This is a genomic window from Streptomyces spectabilis (assembly GCF_008704795.1).
In the GTDB taxonomy this organism is placed as follows: Bacteria; Actinomycetota; Actinomycetes; order Streptomycetales; family Streptomycetaceae; genus Streptomyces; species Streptomyces spectabilis.
On the sequence record NZ_CP023690.1, the window covers coordinates 766,763 to 787,713 of the forward strand.

The following is a 20,951-nucleotide window of genomic DNA, read 5'->3' on the forward strand; positions in this document are numbered from 1 at the left end:
TTGGCGCGTCGCCCGCCGGGGCGCAACGCAGGACCGCCGCGTACCCGGCCGGGGGCGGGGCCATGCCGGACGGAGGCCCCTTCCGGTTGCGCCGGAGGCGCGGGCGGGTTAGGTGCCGGGGCCCGCGGGGGTGTGGCGCAGGTAGGCGAGGACGGCGCTGACGCGGCGGTGCAGTTGTGGTATCTCGGCGAGGCCCAGCTTGGCGAAGGTGGAGTTGACGTGCTTCTCGATGGTCGACTCGGAGAGCATCAGGGAGTCGGCGATCGCCCGGTTGGTCTTGCCCTCGGCCATCTGTCTGAGGACGTCCAGCTCCCTGCGGGTGAGGTGGGACAGGGGCGCGTCGGCGGCGCGCGCGTGGCTCCCTATGAGGACCTCCACGATGCGGGGGTCGACGACGGAGCGCCCGGCGGTCACCTCCCGCAGGGCGCGCAGGAGCTCGTCGACCTCGCCGATGCGCTCCTTGAGGAGATAGGCGAGGCCGTCGGTGCCGCGCCGGAAGAGGTCGAAGGCGTAGTTCTCGTTCGCGTGCTGGGACAGGACGACGACCCCGATGCCGGGGTGGGCTGCGCGGATGGCGTGGGCGGCGGTGATGCCCTCGGTGTGGTGTCCCGGCGGCATGCGGATGTCGGCGATGACGACGTCCGGCAGCAGTCGTCCGACCGCGTCCAGGAGCTCGGTGGCGGTGCCGACGGCGGCGAGGACGTCCACCTCGCCGGTGTCCTCCAGAAGGCGCCGGGTGCCCTCGCGCACCAGGTAGTGGTCCTCGGCGATGACGACGCGCAGCGGGGCGCCGTCCTGCGGCTCAGGCACGGGCCTCCTCCCGTACGCGTTCCGGGAGGCGGGCGCGGATGACGGTGCCGGCGCCGACGCGGCTGGTGACGGTGAGTTCGCCGCCCACGGCCTCGGTGCGGTCGCGCATGCCGGTGAGGCCGGAGCCGCGGGTGGTGGCGGTGGGGAAGCCGGTGCCGTCGTCGGCCACCTCGACCTGGAGGCGGCCGCTCTCGCGGGTGATGCGGACGGTGACGCGTCCGGCGCCCGCGTGCTTGAGGACGTTGGTGAGTGCTTCGGAGACGAGGTAGAAGGCGGACTCCTCGATGTCGAGGGCGAAGCGCACGCCGGTCAGCGGCTCCTCGCTGTGGACGGTGACGGGGATGGGCATACGGCGGGCGCAGGAGGTCACGGCGGCGACCAGGCCCTGGTCGGTGAGGATCGGCGGGTGGATGCCGTGGGCGAGTTCCCGCAGGTCGTCGATGACGCGGTAGGTGTCGTCCTGCATCTCGGTGAGGGCGGCGTCGATGTCGCCGCCGCGGTGCAGGCGGTTGCGGGCGAGGGCCAACTTGGCGACGAGCACGACGAGTTCCTGCTGGATGCCGTCGTGCAGGCGGCGCTCGATGCGGCGGCGCTCGGTGTCCTGCGCGTGCACGATGCGGGCCCGGGACGCGTCGAGTTCGGTGGCCTGGCGCTGGGTCTCCCGGGCGTGCGCGGAGAGTTCGGCGGCCAGGCGCACGTTGTGCACGGCCAGGGCCGCGGACCGGGCCAGGGTCTGGCCGATGTCGTGGTCCTCGGGGGCGCAGCGGCCCTCGGCCTTGGGGCCGTACTCGATGGCGCCGAGGACGTCGTCCCCGTACAGGAGGGGGAAGCTTTCGAGGGCCTGTTCGCCGGGCGGCGGTTCGCCCGCCTCCGCGGTCGACAGGGGCAGCCCGGCTCCGCCGAGCCGGACGCGGACCCAGCGCAGGCCGATGCCCTCGCGAAGGCCCGTGGCGAGCTGCGGGGCGAGCCGGTCGAGGTCGTAGGCGTGCTCCAGGGTGGTGCCGAACTGGACGAGGAGTTCGAACCTACTGAGCCGTTTGCCGAACACGCGGCGCTCCACGAGGGCGTTGAGCTGGGCGCGCAGCGGCTGGAAGAGGGCGGTGACGACGACGGCGACCAGCAGGGAAAGGCCGAGCGGGAAGACCAGGCCCGCGGTGAGCCCGAGGGTCAGGGCCATGCCGACGTACCAGCTGTTGATGATGAGCCACAGGGAGCCGTACACGGCGGAGCGGCGCAGCGCGATGTCGACTCCGAGCAGCCGGTGGCGGAAGGCGGCGTAGAGCAGGGTCACGGAGATCGACACGTACGGCAGGGCGCCGAGCAGGGAGCCGATGAGGTAGAGGGCTCCCTGCTCTCCCTGCCAGGCGCGGAAGAGCCGGGAGGAGCCGCGAGCCAGGAAGAGCACGGCGGCCACGGCGGCGAAGGGCAGCAGCGCGGCCACGTCGCGCGCGCCCGCGGCCCGGGCGCGCAGACAGCGCAGCACGAGCAGGGTGGCGCCGACGCCGGGCAGGAAGGCCTCGGGGTGGTAGAAGACGATGAGGTAGATGGTGTAGTCCGACAGGCCGGTGAAGGGCAGCAGGACCGGCAGGGCGAGTAGGCCCCACAGGGCGTCCAGGACACCGCGTTCGTAGCGGGAGCGGTAGCCGCCGTCGGGCAGCAGGGCCAGCAGACGGACGACGAGGATGCTCACCACCAGGTGGCAGAGCTGGCTGGCGGCCTGCAGGGCGAGGTCGAGCGGCAGCAGCACGCCGGCCGCCTCGGGGCGCAAGTACCAGCCGAGTTCGAGGCTCACCAGCGTGGTGGTGTGGCGGACGGCGACGGAGACGCACAGCCAGCTGCCGAGCAGCAGCAGGCGTCGGGCCACCGGACTGGACGGGGCGTGCCACCAGGTGAAGAGACCGGCGAAATAGCACGGGAGTACGGACCCGAGGATCCAGGGCAGAACGTAGCGATTGTCCAACTGCGTTGTCCCGATAAGCGTTGCCCAGAGCAAGCACGCTCCGCCGCACGCGGCGACGAGGTGCATCCCCCCGCTTCTGCCTGCCACGGGCGACATTATCGGGGCCCGCCATCACGGGCGTCCAGAGAAGAAATCCACCGACCTCGCCTGGCGGAAAACCTCCAAGGAGTTTGGGGGGTGCCCTGGTGCCCCGCAAGGGCGTACGTGAGAACACTCGAAGGGAATCGCGAGGGCGGATTCCGAGGGTCCGACGCCGCGCAGGGACGAGAGAACGGGTGGCCGTCATGAGTCGTTGTTCCGGTCCGGAAGTCGTCGTCTGGGACACCACGTACGCCTGCCCCTTACGCTGCTCGCACTGCTATTCGGAATCGGGCAGACGGCCCTCGCGACAGCTCGGCCCTGAGGCCATGTTGCGGGTCGCCGAGGCGCTGGTGACCCTCGGCCCTCGGGTCGTGGCCCTGTCCGGAGGCGAACCGCTCGTCGTGCGGGGCGTGTTCGAGGTCGCCGAGCGACTGCGCGCCGGCGGGGCGAAGCTGTCGATCAACACCAGCGGGTGGGTGATGAACCGGGCCCTGGCCGAGCGGCTCGCGGACCGCTTCGACGAGGTGGTCGTGAGCCTGGACGGGGCGACGCCCGAGGTGCACGACCGCATCCGGGGGCGTGCGGGCTCCTTCGAGCGGGTGCTCGCGGCCCTCACCCTGCTCGACGAGGTGGCGGCCGAGCGGAGCGCGGCCGGCCGGGGGCGGCTGCGCTTCGGCATCGACTGCGTGGTGATCCGCAGCAACTTCGGGCAGCTGGAGGACATGGCGGGCGACATCGCCCACCGCTTCCCGCGCCTGAGCACGCTGGGCTTCAACGTCGCCGTCCCGCAGGGCCTGGCCAGCCGCCCCGAGTTCGAGGAGCACGAGCTCCTCGACGACGAACAGGTCGCCCACCTCACGAGTCAGGCGTTCCGCGCCCGCCTGCGCGACCTCGCGCCGTCGTCGGTGGCCGTCTTCACCACGGACAACTTCAACCTGGCGATGACGCCGGAGCGGGTGGCCCTGGGCATCGACACCCATGTCATGCAGGTGGAGCCGGACGGCCTGGTGCGGGGGTTCCCGGTGTACGAGGGCACGGTCGGCAGCCTCCTGGAGGAGCCCGCGGCGGTGCTGTGGGAACGCGCGCTGGCCCGGCTCCACGACCCCTTCGTCGTGGAGACGCTGTCCACCGTGGACTCCATGCGGACGTGGGCGGAGGCCGTCCGGCGCATGGACCGCCACTTCGCCTCCGCCGACGACCTCGCGCGCATCGACCGGCGCTCGGTGCGTACGCGTCCTCCGGAGTTCGGCGCGGCGACGGCGGGCGGCGCGCGTCAGGAGTTCCACCGGTCCGCTTGACGGTGGTGGGCCACTTGACGGTGGTGGGCCGCCTGACAGTGGCGGGGGCCTGACGGCGGCGGGCCGCCTGGCGGTGGGGGACCGCGCCCGCGCCGCGCGACGGGAACGGGCCGATCACCCGTCGGCTCCGGAGCGCTTCGCCTGACGGAGCCCAGCATTTCGCGGGCGCTCCGACCGTCCGCCCCGCGGCCCGTCCATTCCCTCGGACCGCATTCCGTAGGCCTCCATTCCGTCGACGCCCTCCCGCTTTCTGTCCACCGCTCGTCCGCCGCCCTTCGCTTCGTTGCCGCTACCGCCCGACGGGCATTCGTTCGAATCCCGAGCGATTTCCCCGGGCCGTTCTCCTCGATTCCCCGGAATCCCTTTCTGCCCGGTTCTCACCGGAGAGGCCGCACCGTGATGAAACTCCAGGACTACGAGCGCTTCTACCGCGCGGACCCGGTCTTGTTCGAATTCCCGGAGCGCCTTGCCGACACCTCGGAAAGGCTCACGGCGGCCCTGCGGCCCCTGCCCCGGGGCTGGGAGCGCGTCGATTCCGGATGGTGGACGCGGCTGCGGCCACCGTCGGCGCGGCGGCCGGGCCAGGGCTGGCGGATCCACGTCTCCGTGACGCTGCCCCACCTGGAGCGCGCGGCCGAGACCGTCGTGGAGTACTGCCTGCGCCACGCCATCCCCGTGGACATCGTTCGCGGTACGGCTGCCGCCCGGGCGCTCGGCGACCTCCGTGCCGACCGGCTCACCAGCGCCGATCTGCTGGTCCTCCACCCGGCGGACGAGACCGTGCTCGGCACCGCGCTCGGTGACCTCACCGCGCTGCTCGAACCGCTGCCGGGCCCGTACGTGCCGGGCTGTCTGCGCCACCGCTCGGGTCCGCTGTACGTGCGCTACGCCGCGGCGGAGCACCGGCGGTGTCCCGCCGCCGGGCACCTGGCCGACCCCGGCGACGAGCACGCCACGGTCCCGGCGTTCGAACGGCCCGACGGCACCCTCGTGCCCGAGGACCGCCGCCCGGTCTTCCGCTGCCCGGACTGGGTGGCGCTGCCCGACGTGCTGCGCGCCGACCTCAAGGTCCTGCGCGCGCCGCCGGAGGTCCCCTTCCCCTTCCGCGGGGTGCGCGCCCTGCGCCTGACCACCGGCGGCGGCACCTATCTGGCCACCGACACGGCCACGGGCAAGCCCGTCCTGCTGCACGAGGCGCGCCCCCACGCCGGGTTCGACGCGCACGGCACGGACGCCGTCACCCGGCTCACGCACGAACGAGCGGTCCTGGAGCGGCTCGCGGACCTGGACTGCGTGCCCCGCGTCGTGCGCCACCACGTCCAGGCGGGCCACCACTTCCTGGCCGTCGAAATCCCCGAGGGCCGGAGCCTGGCCGAGGCGGCGGCCGCCGCCTTCCCGCTGACCACCGAGGACCGCGCGGAGAAGGAGGCGGCGGGCTACGCGGAGTGGGCCCTCGGCGTCGTCGCCCGGGTCGCCGCCGCCCTGGACGCGCTCCGGCACCGCGGGTTGCGCCTCGGCGAGCTCAACCCGGAGCACCTCGTCCTGGGCCCGGACGACCGCGTCGTGCTCAGCCGTCTGGAGACGGTCACGGACCTCACGGACGACCGGGCCCCGAGCGTCGGCGAGGAGGGCTTCACGGCACCGGCCGGCCTGCGCGGCCGGGCCGCCACCGCCCATCTGCTCGACGTGCTGCGGCTGTGGCTGCTGCTCCCGGTGCCGCACCGCGACCGGTCGACCCTGCGCGTCCTCACCCGGGCCGTCGACCAGCACTACCCCGTCCCGCCGGGCTTCGGCGCCACCCTCCTGTCGCGCCTGTCCCGTTCGGCGGAACGGGAGGCGGACGACCACGCCGGGCGGCTCGCCGCGGAGCGCCCCGACTGGCCCGCCCTGCGCGACTCCCTGGTGGCGGGTCTGCACGCGATGGCCACGCCCGAGCGCGACGACCGGCTCTTCCCCGGCACCCCCTTCGGCCCCGCCGCGCTCGGCGGCCCGTCGTTCGGATACGGCGCCGCCGGGGTCCTGTACGCCCTGCACCGGGTCGGCGCGGACGTCCCCGACGCGTACGTCACCTGGCTCGCGGACGCCGTCGAGCGCGACCCCGACCCGCGGCCCGGCCTGTACGACGGGCTGCACGGCGTCGCGCTCACCCTCGATCTGCTCGGCCACCGCGACCGCGCCCTCGCCGTCCTCGACCGCGCCCGGCCGCTGGAGTCCCGCGTGATCCGCCCCGACCTGGCGGGCGGCAGCGCCGGGATCGCCCTGAACCAGCTGCGGTTCGCCCGCGCCACCGGGGACACCGCGCTCCACGACGCGGCCCTGCGCACCGCCGTGGACCTGGCCGGGCTCGTCACGGAGGGACCGCCCGCGCCGCGCCCCGGCACTTCCCCGCCGTACGGCCTGCTGCACGGCGGTTCCGGCATCGCCCTGCTCTTCCTGCACCTGTACGAGGAGACCGGCGTCGCCCGCTACCTGGGGCTCGCCGAGCGCGCGCTCGGCTTCGACGTCGCCCGGTGCGGCACCGCGGCGGACGGCGCCCTCACGCTCTTCGACGGCACCTTCCACCTGCCCTACCTGCACGGCGGGAGCTGCGGACTCGCCTTCCCCCTCAAGGCGTTGCTGCGGCACCGGCCCGAGGAGGGCAGGGCCGCGCTGCTCGCCGCCGTCCGGCACACCTGCGGCGCGCTCTACGTGCGCAACGCCGGGCTGCTGCGCGGCCGGGCGGGCGCGATCGCGGTGCTCGCCGCGCTCGACGGCCCGGGGGACCCCGAGGCCCTGCGCACCCAGGTGCGCCGGATGGCCTGGTACGCGCGCTCCTACCGCGGCCATCTGGCGTTCCCGGGCTTCCGGATGCGGCGGCTCTCCGCCGATCTGGCCACCGGCGCCGCGGGCGTACTGCTCGCCCTGGACTCCGCGTTCGGGGGTGGCGGGCCCGTCCTGCCGTACCTCGACCCGCGGTCTTCGTACCGACGAGCCCGCGAAGGGAGGTGATTCGGATGTCGGAGATTCTCGACCTGCAGGAGCTGGAGGAGGAGACCCCCGCTCTGTGGCCGTGCGCCAACAGCTACCACAGCACCCACGCCATGGGCTGACCCTCCCTGTCAGGCCCGTACCGCCCTTCTCTGCCACCGAGAGCCGTACGAAGGGAGGTGACGCACATGGCGGAGATCCTCGAACTGCAGGAGCTGGAGGAGGAGACCCTCTCCCTGTGGCCCTGCGCCAACAGCTACCACAGCACCCACGCGATGGGCTGATGCCCTGCCCATCGACGTGACGCCTGCCGGCCGTGGCCACCCGCGGCCGGCAGGCCTCGACCACCGACCGGGACCGGCACCCAGGAGAACTCACGCCATGCTCGCTCAGGGCCATCTCGTCGCGGACCCCTGCTTCGTGGACGCGCTCGACCGCGTCGACGACGCCGGGCGCCGCTTCGCCCGCACCGCAAGCCCGCCGCCTCCCGGCTGGCTGCGCGCGGAGCGCGGCGGCTGGGTCAACCTGCGCCGCCGTGACGCCCCGCTGCCGCGCCAGGGCTGGAAGATCCACGTCTCGGCCACGGAGGAGCGGGCCGAGCACGCCGTCGACACCGCCTGGGACTACTGCGTCGAGCACGGCGTCACCTTCAAGTTCCTGCGCAGCGCGGTCCTGCACCGCCAGGTGAACAGCAAGCAGGCGCCGCGCCCTGCGGGCGGCAAGCTCGTGACCGTCTACCCCGTCGACGAGCCGGACCTGGAGCGGATCCTGACCGGCCTCGCGGCGCGGCTGCGCGGCGTCGAGGGGCCATACGTGCTCAGCGATCTGCGCTGGGGCGAGGGTCCGCTGTACGTGCGCTACGGCGGGTTCGACCTGGCGTATTGCTTCGCGCCCGACGGCGAGTACGTCCCGGCGGTCGTGGGCCCCGGCGGCGCCCTGGTGCCCGATGTACGGAGCGCGTCCTTCCGGGTGCCGCCGTGGGTGGCGCCGCCCGGCTTCCTCGCCCCGCACATCGCCGCGTTCCGCACGGCGGCCCCTGGCGGCTTCCCCTACAAGGTGGAGAAGGCGCTGCACTTCTCCAACGGCGGCGGGGTCTACCGGGCCGTCGAGAAGGACACGGGCCGCCGCGTGGTCCTGCGCGAGGCACGCCCCCACGCGGGCCTCGACGACCGGGGCGCGGACGCCGTGGCCCGCCTGGACAACGAGGAGGCGATGCTGGAGCGGCTCGCCGGGCTCGACTGCGTGCCGCGCCTGCACGGCCGCACCCGGCACTGGGAACACCACTTCCTCGTCCAGGAGTTGATCCCCGGCGAGACCCTTCAGGAGGCGATCGGGCGCCGCCACCCACTGTTCCGTGACGGCACGGACGGCAGCAGAGACGGCGGCAGGGACGGTGGCTCGGACAACGGCTCGGACGCGTCCGAGCTGGACACGTACACCCGCTGGGCCTGCGACGTCCTCGACCGGATCGAGCGGGCCGTGGCGCAACTGCACGACCGCGGCGTCGTCTTCGGGGACCTCCAGCCCGGCAACGTCATGGTGCGCCCGGACGGCAGCGTGTGCCTGGTCGACTTCGAGACGGCACACGCGGACGGCGACGGCGGCACGCCCGCGCTCGGCACGCCCGGGTTCACCGCGCGGTGGGCCCGGTCGGGGCGCTCCGTGGACACGTACGGGCTCGCGGCCCTCACGCTCGCGCTGTTCTGCCCGCTGACGCCGCTGCTGCGCTTCGACCCGGACAAGCTCGCCCAGCTGACCGCCTGGAGCGAGGCGCGCTTCCCGGTGCCGCCGGGGTTCGGCGCGCGGCTTCGGCAGCGGCTCTCCCCGCCGCCCGACCACGTGCCGCGGGACAAGGACACCGACGCGCCGGACGGCTCGCTCTGGCCCGAGGAGCCGGGGGCCGACGCTCAGGCCGCCCTCGACTCGATGACCGAGGCGATCCTGCTCAGCGCGACGCCGGAGCGCGACGACCGGCTCTTCCCCGGCGATGTGCGGCAGTTCGACAACCAGGGCGCTGCGCTCGCCTTCGGCGCGGCGGGCGTCCTGTACGCCCTGCACGTCACCGGCCGCTCCGGGCACCCCGCCTTCGCCGAGCACGTCGACTGGCTGGTGCGGGCGGCGCGGCGCACCCGCTGGCCGCGGCCCGGACTGTACGACGGGCTCTGCGGAGTCGCGTACGTCCTGGACCGGCTGGGGCGCGGGGACGAGGCGCGCGCGACGCTCGACCGGCTCGACGGCGTCGGCCTCGACGGCTGCGGAGCGGGCCTGTTCGGCGGGCTCGCGGGCATCGGTGCGACCCGGCTGCGCTTCGGGGACGTCAGCGCGGCCGAGGCCCTGGGCGAGCGGCTCGCGCGGATCGTCGAGGACGGCGGCAGGCTGCCCGGCCCGGCGGACGCCGTGGGCCTGATGCACGGCTGGTCGGGCCCGGCCCTACTCTTCACCCGCCTGCACGAGACGACCGGCGACGACCGGTGGCTGCGCCTCGCCCAGCTCGCCCTTGCCCGCGACCTCGGCCGCTGTGGCGCGCCGGGCGAGGGCCGCCTCCAGGTCAGGGACGGGCAGCGGTGGCTGCCGACGCTCGACCGGGGCAGCGCCGGGATCGGCCTCGTCCTGGACGCGTACCTCCGGCATCACGACGACGTGCACTACGCGCGCGTACGCGATCGCGTGCGCGCCGGTCTGGGGACGGAACTCCTCCTCTCCCCCGGCCTCCTCGACGGTCAGGCGGGCTTGCTCCACGCCGCCACCCGCCTGGCCGGCCCGGGCTCCGCAGCGGCGGTACACCTGCGGAGCCTGGGCCTCCACTGCGTGCGCTTCCGGGGGCGGCGGGCCTTCGCGCTCGACGGCCTCCTGAAGCTCTCCATGGACCTGGCCACCGGCACGGCCGGGGTGCTGCTCGCCGTGCACGGCGCGCTGACGGGCGGGCCGGCCGCGCCGCTGCCCCTGCTGGAGGCCGCGCCCGTGGGCGCGCCGGCGTGAAAGGGCGGGCACCCGCGTCGGACAGCCTCCGCCGCAACCGGGACTTCCAGCTCCTGTGCGCCGGGCAGGGCCTGTCCATGCTCGGCTCGGGTGCCGCCGCCGTGGCCCTTCCCCTGCTCGTGCTCCAGGTCACCGGCTCGCCCCTGCGCGTCGGTCTGGTGGAGGCGGTGTGGACGGGCTCGCTGGCCCTCGCCTGTCTGCCGTCGGGCCCGGTCGCCGACCGGTTCGACCGCCGCTCGGTGCTCCTGGTGTGCGAGGCGGGCCGCGCGGTGGCGAGCGCGGCCCTCGCGGGGACGGTCCTCGCCGGGCTCGCGTCGCTTCCGCTGCTCCTGGTGGCGGGCGCGGTGCTCGGCTTCCTCACGGCGCCGTTCAACGCCGCCGTCCTGCCCCTGGTACGCGAGGTCGTACCGGAGGCAAAGCTGGCCACGGCGCTCGCGGTCAACCAGGTGCGCGGCCAGACCGCGTACCTCGTGGGGCCTGTGATCGGGGGCGCGCTGTTCAGCGCGGGGGCCAGTCTGCCCTTCTGGCTCGACAGCGCGTCCTACGCGGTCTCGGCCTGCTGTCTGCTCGCCCTCGGCGTGCGACCCGGCGCCCCCGCGGGGCCGCGCGAGGCCTGGTGGCCGTCCTTCACGGCCGGGCTCCGCTTCCTGTGGCGGGAGCGGCTGTTGCGCCGTCTGACGCTGGTGGCGTCGGCGCAGAACTTCGCCTTCGACGGGGTGTACCTGGCGGTCGTGGTCACCACCGCGCGCGAGGGGGCGTCCGGCCTGTCCGTCGGCATGGTCACGGCGATGTCGGCTGCGGGCGCGATGGTGGGCGTCGCCCTCGCGCCGTCGGCGGGCAGACACCTCGGCCCGTCGACGATCGTGCTGTCCACCGGTGTGGTGTGCGCGGCCCTGGTCGGCGCGATGGCCCTGGCACCGGAGGCGGCGGTCCTCGCGGCCCTGCTCGCGGGGTGCGCCCTCGCGGTGGCCGTGTCGGGTTCCGTGCTGACCCTGGCGCGCCTGCTCCACACCCCCGCGCGGTTGCAGGGCCGCGTGAACAGCGCGATCGGCCTGCTGTTCATGGCCACGCCACCGCTGGGGGCGACGCTCGCCGGGGCCCTCCTGGACGAACTCCCCGGCGCCACGGTCTTCCTGGTCTTCGCCGCACTCCTCGCGGTGCTCGCGGCGGCGTCGCCGGGGCAGGGGGTCTTCCAGCGGCCCGGGCCCCGCGAGGCGGCGGCGGACGGCCCGCGCGAGGCGGGGCGCACGGAGGTGGCGGCGGCGGACTGACACACCTGCGGGCCCCGCACGGGAGCGTCAGCCGCCCGGGAGGCCGCGCGGGGAGTCGAGGAGGGTGGTGCCGAGGCTGGTGACCGTGTGCAGAGCCGTGTTGCGGTACCGGACCGTCCGCACGAGCCCGGCGCCGCGCAGGGTCGTGGCGTGCCGACTCGCGTTGGACGGCGCGACGCCGGTCAGGAGGGCGAGCTCGTTGGTGGAGCAGCCCGGATGTTCCGCCACGGCACTCAGCACGGCGGCGCGGGTGGGCCCCAGCAGCGCCACCAGTGCCGACGGCGGCGCTCTGTGGCGTTCCGCCTGCGGGGACGGGGCGACGCGAGACCTCCCGTCCCCCGGACTGCTCCCGTCCCACGGGCCGCTCCCGTCCCACGGGCCGCTCCCGCCCCACGGGCCGCTCCCGCCCCGCAGTTCGCTTCCGTCCCACAGACTGTGGGCGGGATACGTCAGTACGGGCTGCGGCTGCGACGCGGTGCAGACAGCGGACCACTTCGGCCCGAAGTAGGACGGGACGAGCAGCAGCCCGCGTCCCTCGAGGTGGAGGTCGCCGTCGAGGCCGGAGGCCATCGTGACCTCCAGCACGGGGGCGCTCCAGCGGACGCAGTGGGGGTTCGCCGTGGTGAGGAGGTGTTCCATGCCGCCGGTCAGCGCCTGCCGCATCCGCATGCCCTCCTCGGCCGTGGCGTTGCTGGTGATCTGCTGCCAGTGGGGGGACAGGAGCACGCTGAACGTGTGGTCCAGGCTGTCGCACAGCCGCCGGAACAGCTCGCGGTCGTCGGCCAGCTGACGGGCCCAGGACGGCAGGGGCCAGTCCGCCGCCACGTGCGCCAGGTCGCCGCGGATCCGGGAGCGCGGTGTGGCGCGCACCCGCTCAAGGACTTCCTCCGGAGAGCCCGCGTCGGCACGGGTGAGGAAGTCCGGTGCCCAGCGGCGCGTCCGGATCAGTTCGAGGACCATCCGCGCCTCGGGGCGCAGATCGGCCAGCGCACGCCGCCGCCAGGCCCCGAAGCGCCCCGCGTGGCCGCGCTGTTGCAGGGTGCGGACGGCCGCGCTCAGTTCCATCAGCGGCAGCGAGCACGACGACACCCGTGTCCGCGCCAGATCGTCGACCGTGAAGTGAATGCGGTAGACCACGACTCCCCCGCCCCGTACACCACAGTTCGGGTCGATCCTCCGGGAAGACCGTGGCCCGGTCGAGGCCGAATCACGTCGAGTGGTGCCTACGGGCCGCACAGGCGTCAGGCACGAGCCGGGGCGCGGGTCAGACGCGCTTCAGCTCGGTGGCGCCGAAGGACACGTCGAAACGGTCGCACCAGATGGTGACGCTGCGGTACCGGTTCAGGTCGAGACCGGCGGGCAGCGTGTAGTTCTGGTCCCCCTTGTTGCCCTTGAGGTCGCCCAGGCTGACGTGCCGGCCGTCGTCGAACACGTGCCAGCCGTCCTTGCCCGGCTTCACTTCCGCGTCGGTGAGCCAGACCTTCAGGGCGGGCCCGTTGCTCGTGCTCAGGTCCGTCAACCGCAGGACGCGGGTGCCGTCCGCGAGGCGCAGGATCCGGACCGACCCGCTGGTCTCGTGCTCATGGCTGATCAGCTTCCCCCTGGCCAGGTCCTCGGGCGGGGCCTGCGCGCCGCTACCGGCCTCCGCCATGGGCAGCGGGTCCCGCACGGTCTCGTCCACCCACAGCTTCCACGGCTGGAACCAGTAGAGGCCCGCGCCCACCAGCACGACACCGGTGACCACCACCGTGATGAACCACGGCCTGCCGAGCGTGCGCCGTACGCGTCCCATGTGCTGCCTCCACGAAGTGATCGGGTGTGCTCCTGCCCTGTACGACGTGAACGGCGTCCCCGGCACTCCCGGAATCCCATGACGAAAGTCTTACGTGCCCCGCCGACACCTCACACCGCTCCACCGGCCGCCCGGACCGGCACGTGCCAGGCTGAGCGCACCGTGCCGCCCGAACCCTCCGGAGGACAGCCTCATGCCGAGCGAATCGCAGGACCGGCGCATGCTGCGCACCGCGCTGGAGGAGGCACGGGCGGGCCTGGCCGAGGGCGGCATCCCGATCGGCGCCGCCCTGTACGCCGCGGACGGCACGACCCTGCTCGGCCGCGGCCACAACCGCCGCGTCCAGGACTCCGACCCCTCGGCCCACGCGGAGACCGCCGCCTTCCGCGCGGCAGGACGGCAGCGGTCGTACCGCGGTACGACGATGGCCACGACGCTCTCGCCCTGCTGGTACTGCAGCGGCCTGGTCCGGCAGTTCGGCATCTCGCGCGTCGTCGTCGGCGAGACCCGCACCTTCCGCGGCGGACACGACTGGCTGACCGAGCACGGTGTGGACGTCGTGATCCTGGACGACCCCGCATGCGTCGCCCTGATGACGGACTTCACGAAGGCCCGTCCGGACCTGTGGAACGAGGACATCGGGGCGTAGGCCACCGCGATCGGGCCCGCCGCCTTCCCGCCGACGGGCGCCGCCGACCGCAGGTGCCTTCGGGGCTAGGTCGTCAGCTTGCCGCGCTTGAGGTGCAGCACCTCGTCCGACGCGGCGGCGACCTCCTTGGAACGGGTCACGACGATCACACACTTGCCGTCGTCGTGGGCGAGCTTGCGGGAAGACGTCGATGATCCCGTCGGCCGTCTCGTGGTCGAGGCTGCCGGTGGGCTCGTCCGCGAAGAGGATGTCGTAGCGCGACGCTGTTGAGGCAGCTGGTGACGAACCTCGTCGAGAACGCCGTCGCTCACAGCACCGAGGCGCCCGGCGCCTTCGTGAGGGTGAGCGTGAGCCGCAACGGCCAAGAGGACGCGCCCATGGCGGCACGACGACGGCCCGCCCCCGGTGGCCGCCTGATCGTCCGGGTCACGCTGGCTGCGAGCCCCTAGGCGCGTGCGAGGTCCTTGTCCCGGGGGTGGGGCCGGTCCTCGTCGGCGGGTCCGTGGGGGGACGTACTGTCCGGCTTGCCGTACCAGGCGACCGCCACGGCTCCGGCGACGGCCAGGGCGAAGCCGGTGATCGCGAGCCACAGGAATCCGGGGCGTGAGGAGTCGCCGAGCCAGACCACCCCGAGGATCCCCGGCAGGATCGTCTCGCCCACGACCAGCGCTGCCGTCGCGCCGTTGACTGATCCGATCTGGAGGGCGACGGTGTGCAGGTACATGCCGACTGCGCCGGCGATGAGGATCGCGTACAGGGCGGGGTCGGCCATCAGGGTCAGCGGGTCGAACGGATCCACCCCTTCAAGAACTCGTACGCCCACGCCGATGGCGCCGAAGCCCAGGCCCGACAGGAGACCGGCGGGGATGGCGCCGCGGGAGCCGAGTCGGCGGACAAGCAGGGTGCCACCGCCCATCAGCAGCACCGTGACCGCGAGCAGCCACCAGTGCTCCGCGTGTGAGCCGCGGCTCTCGCCCTCCGCCCCGGCCGCCGTGGCCAGCATGACCAGGGACGCGCAGACGACGCCGATGGAGCCCCACTCGGCACGGGACAGTCGGATGCCGAGCAGCTTGATGCCGAGGAGCGCGGTGATCACCAGATTGGCGCTGATCACGGTCTGCGAGAGGAACAGCGGAAGCAGCCGGGCGGCCAGCGCGCCCAGGGCGAAGCCCACGAAGTCCAGCGCCGTACCGACCATGAACTCCCAGGTCATGGCCGCTTTGGCGGTGGACGACAGGCTCGGTCCGCCGTGCTGGGTGGTGCCGGTGGAGGACGCTGCGGCCGCCTCCCGACGGGCCGACTTGCGGGATCCCACGGCTTGCAGGACCGATCCCGTGCCGTAGCAGGCCGAGGCCGCGACAGCCGTCAGGAGGCCGATGATCACTAAAAGCTCCGTTCACGTGCGAGGAGGGCCGAGCGGCACCCCCGCGTAGTAGATGCGCTGCGGCGTCCCGACGTTGCCTCGCCGGTGCCGTCCGCCTTGCTGGAAGCGGGGCCGCTGCGCGTTACGTACGTCACGTGCCGCGAGGCTGCCTCGGCGAGGGGTCCGGTGTGCGGGGCCCGGGTGCGGTTACGGTGCCCCTGTGTTCGGTCTCGTGATCATGTTTGCTCGGCTGGGCGGAGCGTTGCGGGCCGCGTGGCGCAGCCCTACGTTCCGGGGGACGGCGTGGGCGCTGGCGCTGCTGTGGGCCTCGGCGACCGTGTTCTATACGGGCCAGGAGCGCTGGAGCGTGCTCGATTCCCTGTACTTCGCGGTGTGTACGGGGCTGACCATCGGCTATGGGGATCTGGCGCCGGTGACCGCTTCGGGGAAGGTCTTCACGGTGCTGTACGGACTGCTCGCGGTCGGGGCCTTCGCCGCCCTGGCCACCCAGTTGGCCCGGGCCTTCACCACGACGAACGCCAGGCGGGTGGCCCGGGCGAAGGCCCGTAGGCAGCGGCACCAGGGAGACGACTGACTCCGGCAGGCGGGGGGAGGTGGGTCTTCGGGCTGACTGGGTCCGTCGTAACCGTGTCCGGCTACGAGGGGACCCCACCCACCCGTCCGGATGGGCCGCACCGTCGATATCTGGTCATGGGCATGCCTGGTTCCGTCGTATTGCCGTCGCGGAGGTTGCCGCAAGCTTTCCTGAGCGGCGGGGCTTCGTCGCCACCGCCACCAACTGCGGGAGGGGACCATGCGGTTCAGACAGGTGCATCCCATGCTCAGCCGCCTCACCACGGGCACGGCCGCGCTCGCGCTCGTCGCGACCTCGGCGCTGGCCGGCGTGACGGCTCTCGCGAGCCCCGCCGTCGCGGCGGTGGACCCGAAGGCCGGTGAGGCGTGTACGTCCGCGGACCTGGGCAAGCGGTACCCGTTCACCAAGAGCGTCAAGGTCGAACCGACCATCACGCACTTCAAGGGATACTTCGTCACGGGGGGCTCGACGGGCAGCCAGGCGGTCAAGCTCAGCACCCAGACGCAGGTCACGGTCGCGGTCGGCACCTCGACCACCATCAAGACCAACTTCGACTTCGGCGTCCTCTTCAAGGCGGAGGCGTCCATCAACCGAACGGTGCAGAAGACCACCGCCACCACCAGCGCCGCGGAACAGACCATCACCTGGAACTTCACACAGCCCGGCTACTACGGTCTCTACCAGGGCACGCGAAAGGTGACCGGCGAGTACGGCAGCCTGAACTGCGACCGTGTCCAGCGGGACGACGGCACGTATGCCACCCAGTGGACCGAGCGGCCCGGCGGGCAGTACACGACCTTCTCCACCATCGAGGAGGGCGCGATCCGCTGCGAGGACCAGGTGCCCGCCAGCAGCATCATGAAGAAGGCGCAGGAGATCCTCGGCTGCGACGGCGCGGCGGCGAGGAAGCCGGACAAAAAGGCTCCCGCACCGCGCGCGGCGCACAAGGACCAGAAGGCGTCCGTGAACAGTGAGCTGGGGACCAGCGCCGCGCCACCGGGCTTCACCTGCCTGCCGGACACGTACCGGATCGGCACCCCGGACCGCAAGCTGTACTGGACGACCTTCGGTGCTGGCGACTACTTCCGGCTGCGCCCGGGTCCGCGCCTGCCGGAGGGCGCGACATGGAGTGTGTGCGAGGGGCCGCAGAGCAACGGCCGGACCGAGTACGCCCTGGTCAACGGGTACAAGGGCCGGTGCGCGACGATGACGGACCACAGTGACACCGAGGGTGCGATGTTCCGCATGGACCCCTGCCGCACCGCCGATGACTACCAGCGCTTCTACCTCTACCGGGACGTCCCCGGCAGCGACCTGGTAGGCCTCCAGCTCAAGGCCAACGGACACATGGTCGGCCAGGAGCGCGTGGTGGACGACACCGCCATGCGCCAGTACAGCGCGGGCAACACCGACGGCACGGGAACCTACGTGCTGCAAAAGATCTGATCCTCCGCCACGAACGACGGACTCCCTCCGTGGCCACCGTGCCTACGTCGGCGTACGACTGGCTCGTGCGTGGAACGGCAAGTCGACTGCGCGCATGGGCAACGACAATTCGCGGGCGCTCGCGGCACTTTGAACGCGTACCACCAAGGGGCAGAGCACTGACTCCCGCCGCGTAGAGCGAGCCAGCCGGGGGTGCACGCTGACGGTTCCGCAACGCGAGAAGCGGTCCTCCGTCACGGCACGTCCGCACGCCGCCCGCAGGAGCGGTGCACACATCGGAGGGGAATCACATCGTGCATCAACACCCAAGGGGACGCATGGCGCTACTCGCGACGGCGCTCGTCACCGCAGCGACCGTGTCAACAGGTGCCACACAGGCGGCCCCCGCACCGGCAACGAGCGCGGACGAGACCGTCGTTTCCGTTTCGGCCGACGAGTTCCGTCAGGCTCGGGCGCAGTCCCGGGCAGCCGAAGCCAAGGGGATTCGTACCAGTTCGGCCGCGGCCCCGGCTCGCGAACGTGAGCGCACTTCCTATCTGCGGGAGAGTCAGCGGCGGGGTGACAACGATCTGACCCGCGCGGACGTCGACGTCGTGGACCTCGGGCACGACGTCCTGCTCACCGTGCCCAAGGAGACGGACATCAAGTCCGTGACCGTCAAGAAGCACGACGACGGGCGCTTCAGCGCTGACGTCCAGGACGTGCCGCAGGCATTCGGCGAGAGCGCCTCAGAGGCGTCGCAGAACTCCGCCGGCAGCGCGGGCACCTCCACCACAGTGAGCGGGGGCTTCGACTGCCCACTGACGAGCGAGACAGGCCAATGGAAGCTCACCATGCTCGGTGTCGGGTACATGTACTCCTACTGGCAGAAGTGCAAGGTGGGCCCCGCGTCCAACCATGATGTGTGGGTCTACAAGCGCTGGGCGGTCGGGCGCCCCGTGGACATCTCCGGAAAGAACTGGTCCGTCGTCGGCATGTACCTCGGCTCCTACGCCAAGCCGGGGCACGAGTCGAAGCTCATCTCCAACATCGACCAGCAACCCCGTACCACCCAGTCCCGGTGCAACGAGATGTTCAACGCGACGGTGACCACAGGCATCGCCGGCTTCGGCGTCGAGGTGAGCTTCCCCATCAAGGACTGCACCGACTACACGGTCAACTGGGGCAGCACTCCCGGCAAGTACAGCGTTTACATGGATCAGGGGTTCAACTACAACGATCTCGACCAGGAGGCCGAGTACGCCCAAGCGGTCAAGGTCAAGAAGGGACAGACTCCCTACTGGAGCGACCGCCAGCGGATCGAGTGGGCCCGCTGGACCCTGCCGACCATCCCCTGCGAGTCGACGAACTCCAACAAGGTCTGCGACCCCAACGCATAGGCCGTTGCGCAGGCCCTGTGAACGGGGGATCACCATCTGATCGGCCGCCGGACTCAGCGGTCGGTGGGGCCGGGAACGTGTCACACGTTCCCGGCCCCACCCGTGCCCTGCCGTTCACCGTCCGGCTGACCGGCCCGGTCCCGGTCCACTCGACTGGTGCGACAGCCACATCGCCGACTGCGATCCCGCCTCCGCTCGGGCGGAGGCGTCTGGGCTTCGGCATGGGCCGAGAGGGGACCGGACCCATTGCGTACAGATGTGACGTACGTCCCTCGGCCCCGGGTACAACCTCCTTCCGCGCCTGCCAGTCCTCCTTAGGTCCAGGCCAATATGCTCCCCAGGAGAGATCCCCCGCATGACCCCGCGCATCACCCCCGTACGTCTGACGGCCGCCACAGCCGTGACCGCCGCTCTGACGGCCGGCCTCCTCGCCGTCCCCGTGGCGGCGACGGCCGCCCCGGCCCCCTCCCGGCTGAGCGGCGACTTCGACGGCGACGGCTACCGGGACGTCGCCGTCGCCGCCCCGGCTGCCACCGTCGGCGGCAAGAAGTGGGCCGGTCAGGTCGTCGTCACGTACGGCACCGGTCAGGGCCTGGCCAAGACGGCGCGGCGGACCGTCATCAGCCAGAACTCTCCCGGGGTCCCGGGGGCGGCGGAGAAGAACGACGAGTTCGGCAGTCAGCTCGCCGTCGCGGACCTCAACGGTGACGGCTACAGCGACCTCGCCGTGTCCGCGCCCAAGGAGAAGGCGGGCCGGAAGGAGGCCGCCGGGGCGCTGGTGATCGTATGGGGCTCCCGCAAGGGCCTGTCGGGTGCGACCACGGTGAAGAACCCCCAGCCCCTCTGGGGGAGTTCCTTCGGCATCGGTCTGGCCGCCGCCGACTTCACCGGCGACGGCAAGCCGGACCTGGCCGTGGCCGCCCAGAGCGACACGGGCCGCAACGCGTACCGGATCCGCCTGATCCGGGGCCCGTTCACCCAGCAGGGCCGCACCGGCAAGGTCACCACCTACCAGGCCCCGCTGGAGAGGCCCGGACTCACCGCGGGGCACGTCAACGGCGACAAGAAGGCCGACCTGATCGTCACCGGCCTCCAGACCGGCAAGGACGTCCTGGGCGCCGCCGTCTTCTACAAGGGCACCGCGTCCGGCCTGGCCAAGGGCGCCAAGCTGCGCGCGGGCAAGACGGCCGCCGTCGGCGACCTCAACGGCGACGGCTACGGCGACATCGCCCTCGGCAACCCCGACGAGCCCGACGACGAACCGTCCGGCTCCAAGGGCGGAGAGATCAGCGTCATCTACGGGACGAAGTCGGGGCCGAGCAAGACCCGTCGTAAGACCCTCACGCAGTCCAGCGCGGGCGTGCCCGGCGCGTCGGCGACCGGGGACGGCTTCGGCTCGGCCGTCGCGATCGGTGACTTCGACGGCGACCGCCGCGCGGACCTGGCGGTCGGCGTGCCCGGCAAGACGTACGGGGCGGACCCCTATCTCTACGGCGCGGGTGCCGTGGTCTACCTGCGCGGTGCGGCGTCCGGCCTGACGACGGCGGGCGCTGCGGCCGTACACCAGGACAGCGCGGGCGTGCCCGGTGCACCTGCGGATTCCAACGCCTTCGGCGAGGCGCTGCTCGCCACCGACGTGAACGGAGACGGCCGCGCCGACCTCACCGTCGCCTCGTCCCAGGCGAACGCCGACGCGGGCGCGCTCTGGCACCTGCCGGGCGCGCGAGGCTCCGTCCCCTACTCCACGACGGCCGCGACGGGATTCGGGCCGGGGCAGCTCGGCCTGTCCAAGAAGTACTCCGCGTTCGGCGCGATGCTCGCGGGCTGAGGGGGACGTCGAGGATCGGGCCTATCGCGCGCGTATCGACATGCGCATACCCCACCGCAACAGTCTCCCGCCTTCCAGAGAGGCACGGACCACAGCGGTCCGTGCCGGTGGCGTGACGCCCCGGCTCCGAAAGGTCGTCACGAAGGGGAGCGTGTCATGCCGTACGGGAAGGGGCTTCTGCCGCTGAGGAAGTCCCGGCTCCTCTCCGGCGTTCCCGACTGGTGGGCCGGGAAGCCGAACCCGGACGGGAGCGAGGGAGACCCCTCGTTCGACGTCTTCGACTTCACGACGCACTACCGGCCGCTGGATCTGGTGCGGTGGAGCCGTGATCGGCCCCGGACCGGGGAGCCGGGCGAGAAGTGGTCCTACTCCAATACCAACTACACCCTCCTGGGCCTGATCATCGAGAGGCTGACCGGCCATGACCTGGCCACCGAGCCGCACACGCGCCAGTTCGGCCCGCTCGAGGCGTAGACAACGGCCGTTGCGGCGACGACTTCCCGGCCCGCGCAGCTGCGAACCTGGGTTGCCGC

16 protein-coding genes are annotated in these 20,951 nt (G+C 72.7%); 11 read left to right on the top strand and 5 right to left on the bottom strand.

The window, feature by feature from the left end; genetic code table 11:
* Positions 1-108: 108 nt before the first annotated feature.
* Both CP982_RS03230 and CP982_RS03235 read right to left on the bottom strand, forming a co-directional pair.
* Positions 109-810 (bottom strand): LuxR C-terminal-related transcriptional regulator, encoded by a 702-nt coding sequence (locus CP982_RS03230; RefSeq protein WP_229878818.1) that lies wholly within the window; start codon positions 808-810, stop codon positions 109-111.
* Positions 803-2,674, bottom strand: coding sequence for a sensor histidine kinase (locus tag CP982_RS03235; protein WP_150509064.1), 1,872 nt, complete (start codon positions 2,672-2,674; stop codon positions 803-805). Before CP982_RS03235 ends, CP982_RS03230 begins: the two co-directional genes overlap by 8 nt.
* 380 nt (positions 2,675-3,054) lie before the next feature.
* Between CP982_RS03235 and CP982_RS03240 the strand changes: the two genes are divergently transcribed.
* The 4 genes from CP982_RS03240 (at position 3,055) to CP982_RS03255 (ending at position 11,366) form a co-directional block, all read left to right on the top strand.
* A complete protein-coding gene (locus tag CP982_RS03240) occupies positions 3,055-4,149 on the top strand; it encodes a radical SAM protein (protein WP_150509065.1) in 1,095 nt (364 codons plus the stop codon).
* Positions 4,150-4,548: 399 nt separating this feature from the next.
* A complete protein-coding gene (gene lanKC / locus CP982_RS03245; RefSeq protein ID WP_150509066.1) occupies positions 4,549-7,137 on the top strand; it encodes a class III lanthionine synthetase LanKC in 2,589 nt (862 codons plus the stop codon).
* 360 nt (positions 7,138-7,497) lie between these two features.
* Positions 7,498-10,095 (top strand): class III lanthionine synthetase LanKC, encoded by a 2,598-nt coding sequence (lanKC, locus tag CP982_RS03250; RefSeq protein ID WP_150509067.1) that lies wholly within the window; start codon positions 7,498-7,500, stop codon positions 10,093-10,095.
* Entirely contained in the window at positions 10,092-11,366 is a 1,275-nt protein-coding gene (locus tag CP982_RS03255) for an MFS transporter (RefSeq protein ID WP_150509068.1), read from the top strand. Before lanKC (CP982_RS03250) ends, CP982_RS03255 begins: the two co-directional genes overlap by 4 nt.
* 27 nt (positions 11,367-11,393) lie before the next feature.
* Here the strand turns inward: CP982_RS03255 and CP982_RS03260 are convergent, their stop codons facing one another.
* Together CP982_RS03260 and CP982_RS03265 are read right to left on the bottom strand one after the other, a co-directional pair.
* Positions 11,394-12,503, bottom strand: a complete 1,110-nt coding sequence (locus CP982_RS03260; RefSeq protein ID WP_229878820.1) for a winged helix-turn-helix domain-containing protein — start codon at positions 12,501-12,503, stop codon at positions 11,394-11,396.
* Between the two features lie 127 nt (positions 12,504-12,630).
* Positions 12,631-13,158: a DM13 domain-containing protein gene (locus CP982_RS03265; RefSeq protein WP_150509069.1), complete on the bottom strand. Its 528-nt coding sequence runs from the start codon at positions 13,156-13,158 to the stop codon at positions 12,631-12,633.
* Between the two features lie 193 nt (positions 13,159-13,351).
* Between CP982_RS03265 and CP982_RS03270 the strand changes: the two genes are divergently transcribed.
* Positions 13,352-13,807 (top strand): nucleoside deaminase, encoded by a 456-nt coding sequence (locus CP982_RS03270; RefSeq protein WP_150509070.1) that lies wholly within the window; start codon positions 13,352-13,354, stop codon positions 13,805-13,807.
* 266 nt (positions 13,808-14,073) lie between these two features.
* Entirely contained in the window at positions 14,074-14,256 is a 183-nt protein-coding gene (locus CP982_RS41505) for a hypothetical protein (RefSeq protein WP_170316343.1), read from the top strand.
* Here the strand turns inward: CP982_RS41505 and CP982_RS03280 are convergent.
* Positions 14,253-15,191: a DMT family protein gene (locus CP982_RS03280; protein ID WP_229878822.1), complete on the bottom strand. Its 939-nt coding sequence runs from the start codon at positions 15,189-15,191 to the stop codon at positions 14,253-14,255. The genes CP982_RS41505 and CP982_RS03280 overlap by 4 nt on opposite strands.
* Positions 15,192-15,390: 199 nt before the next feature.
* Between CP982_RS03280 and CP982_RS03285 the strand changes: the two genes are divergently transcribed.
* From CP982_RS03285 to CP982_RS03305, 5 genes are all read left to right on the top strand, one after another.
* Positions 15,391-15,765, top strand: coding sequence for a potassium channel family protein (locus CP982_RS03285; RefSeq protein WP_170316344.1), 375 nt, complete (start codon positions 15,391-15,393; stop codon positions 15,763-15,765).
* 219 nt (positions 15,766-15,984) lie between these two features.
* A complete protein-coding gene (locus CP982_RS03290; RefSeq protein WP_229878823.1) occupies positions 15,985-17,211 on the top strand; it encodes a hypothetical protein in 1,227 nt (408 codons plus the stop codon).
* Positions 17,212-17,528: 317 nt separating this feature from the next.
* Positions 17,529-18,590: a hypothetical protein gene (locus tag CP982_RS03295; protein ID WP_150509072.1), complete on the top strand. Its 1,062-nt coding sequence runs from the start codon at positions 17,529-17,531 to the stop codon at positions 18,588-18,590.
* Between the two features lie 355 nt (positions 18,591-18,945).
* Complete coding sequence (locus CP982_RS03300) at positions 18,946-20,418, top strand: FG-GAP and VCBS repeat-containing protein (RefSeq protein WP_150509073.1); 1,473 nt, start codon at positions 18,946-18,948, stop codon at positions 20,416-20,418.
* 156 nt (positions 20,419-20,574) lie between these two features.
* Complete coding sequence (locus tag CP982_RS03305) at positions 20,575-20,892, top strand: serine hydrolase (protein WP_150509074.1); 318 nt, start codon at positions 20,575-20,577, stop codon at positions 20,890-20,892.
* The last annotated feature ends 59 nt before the right edge of the window (positions 20,893-20,951 follow it).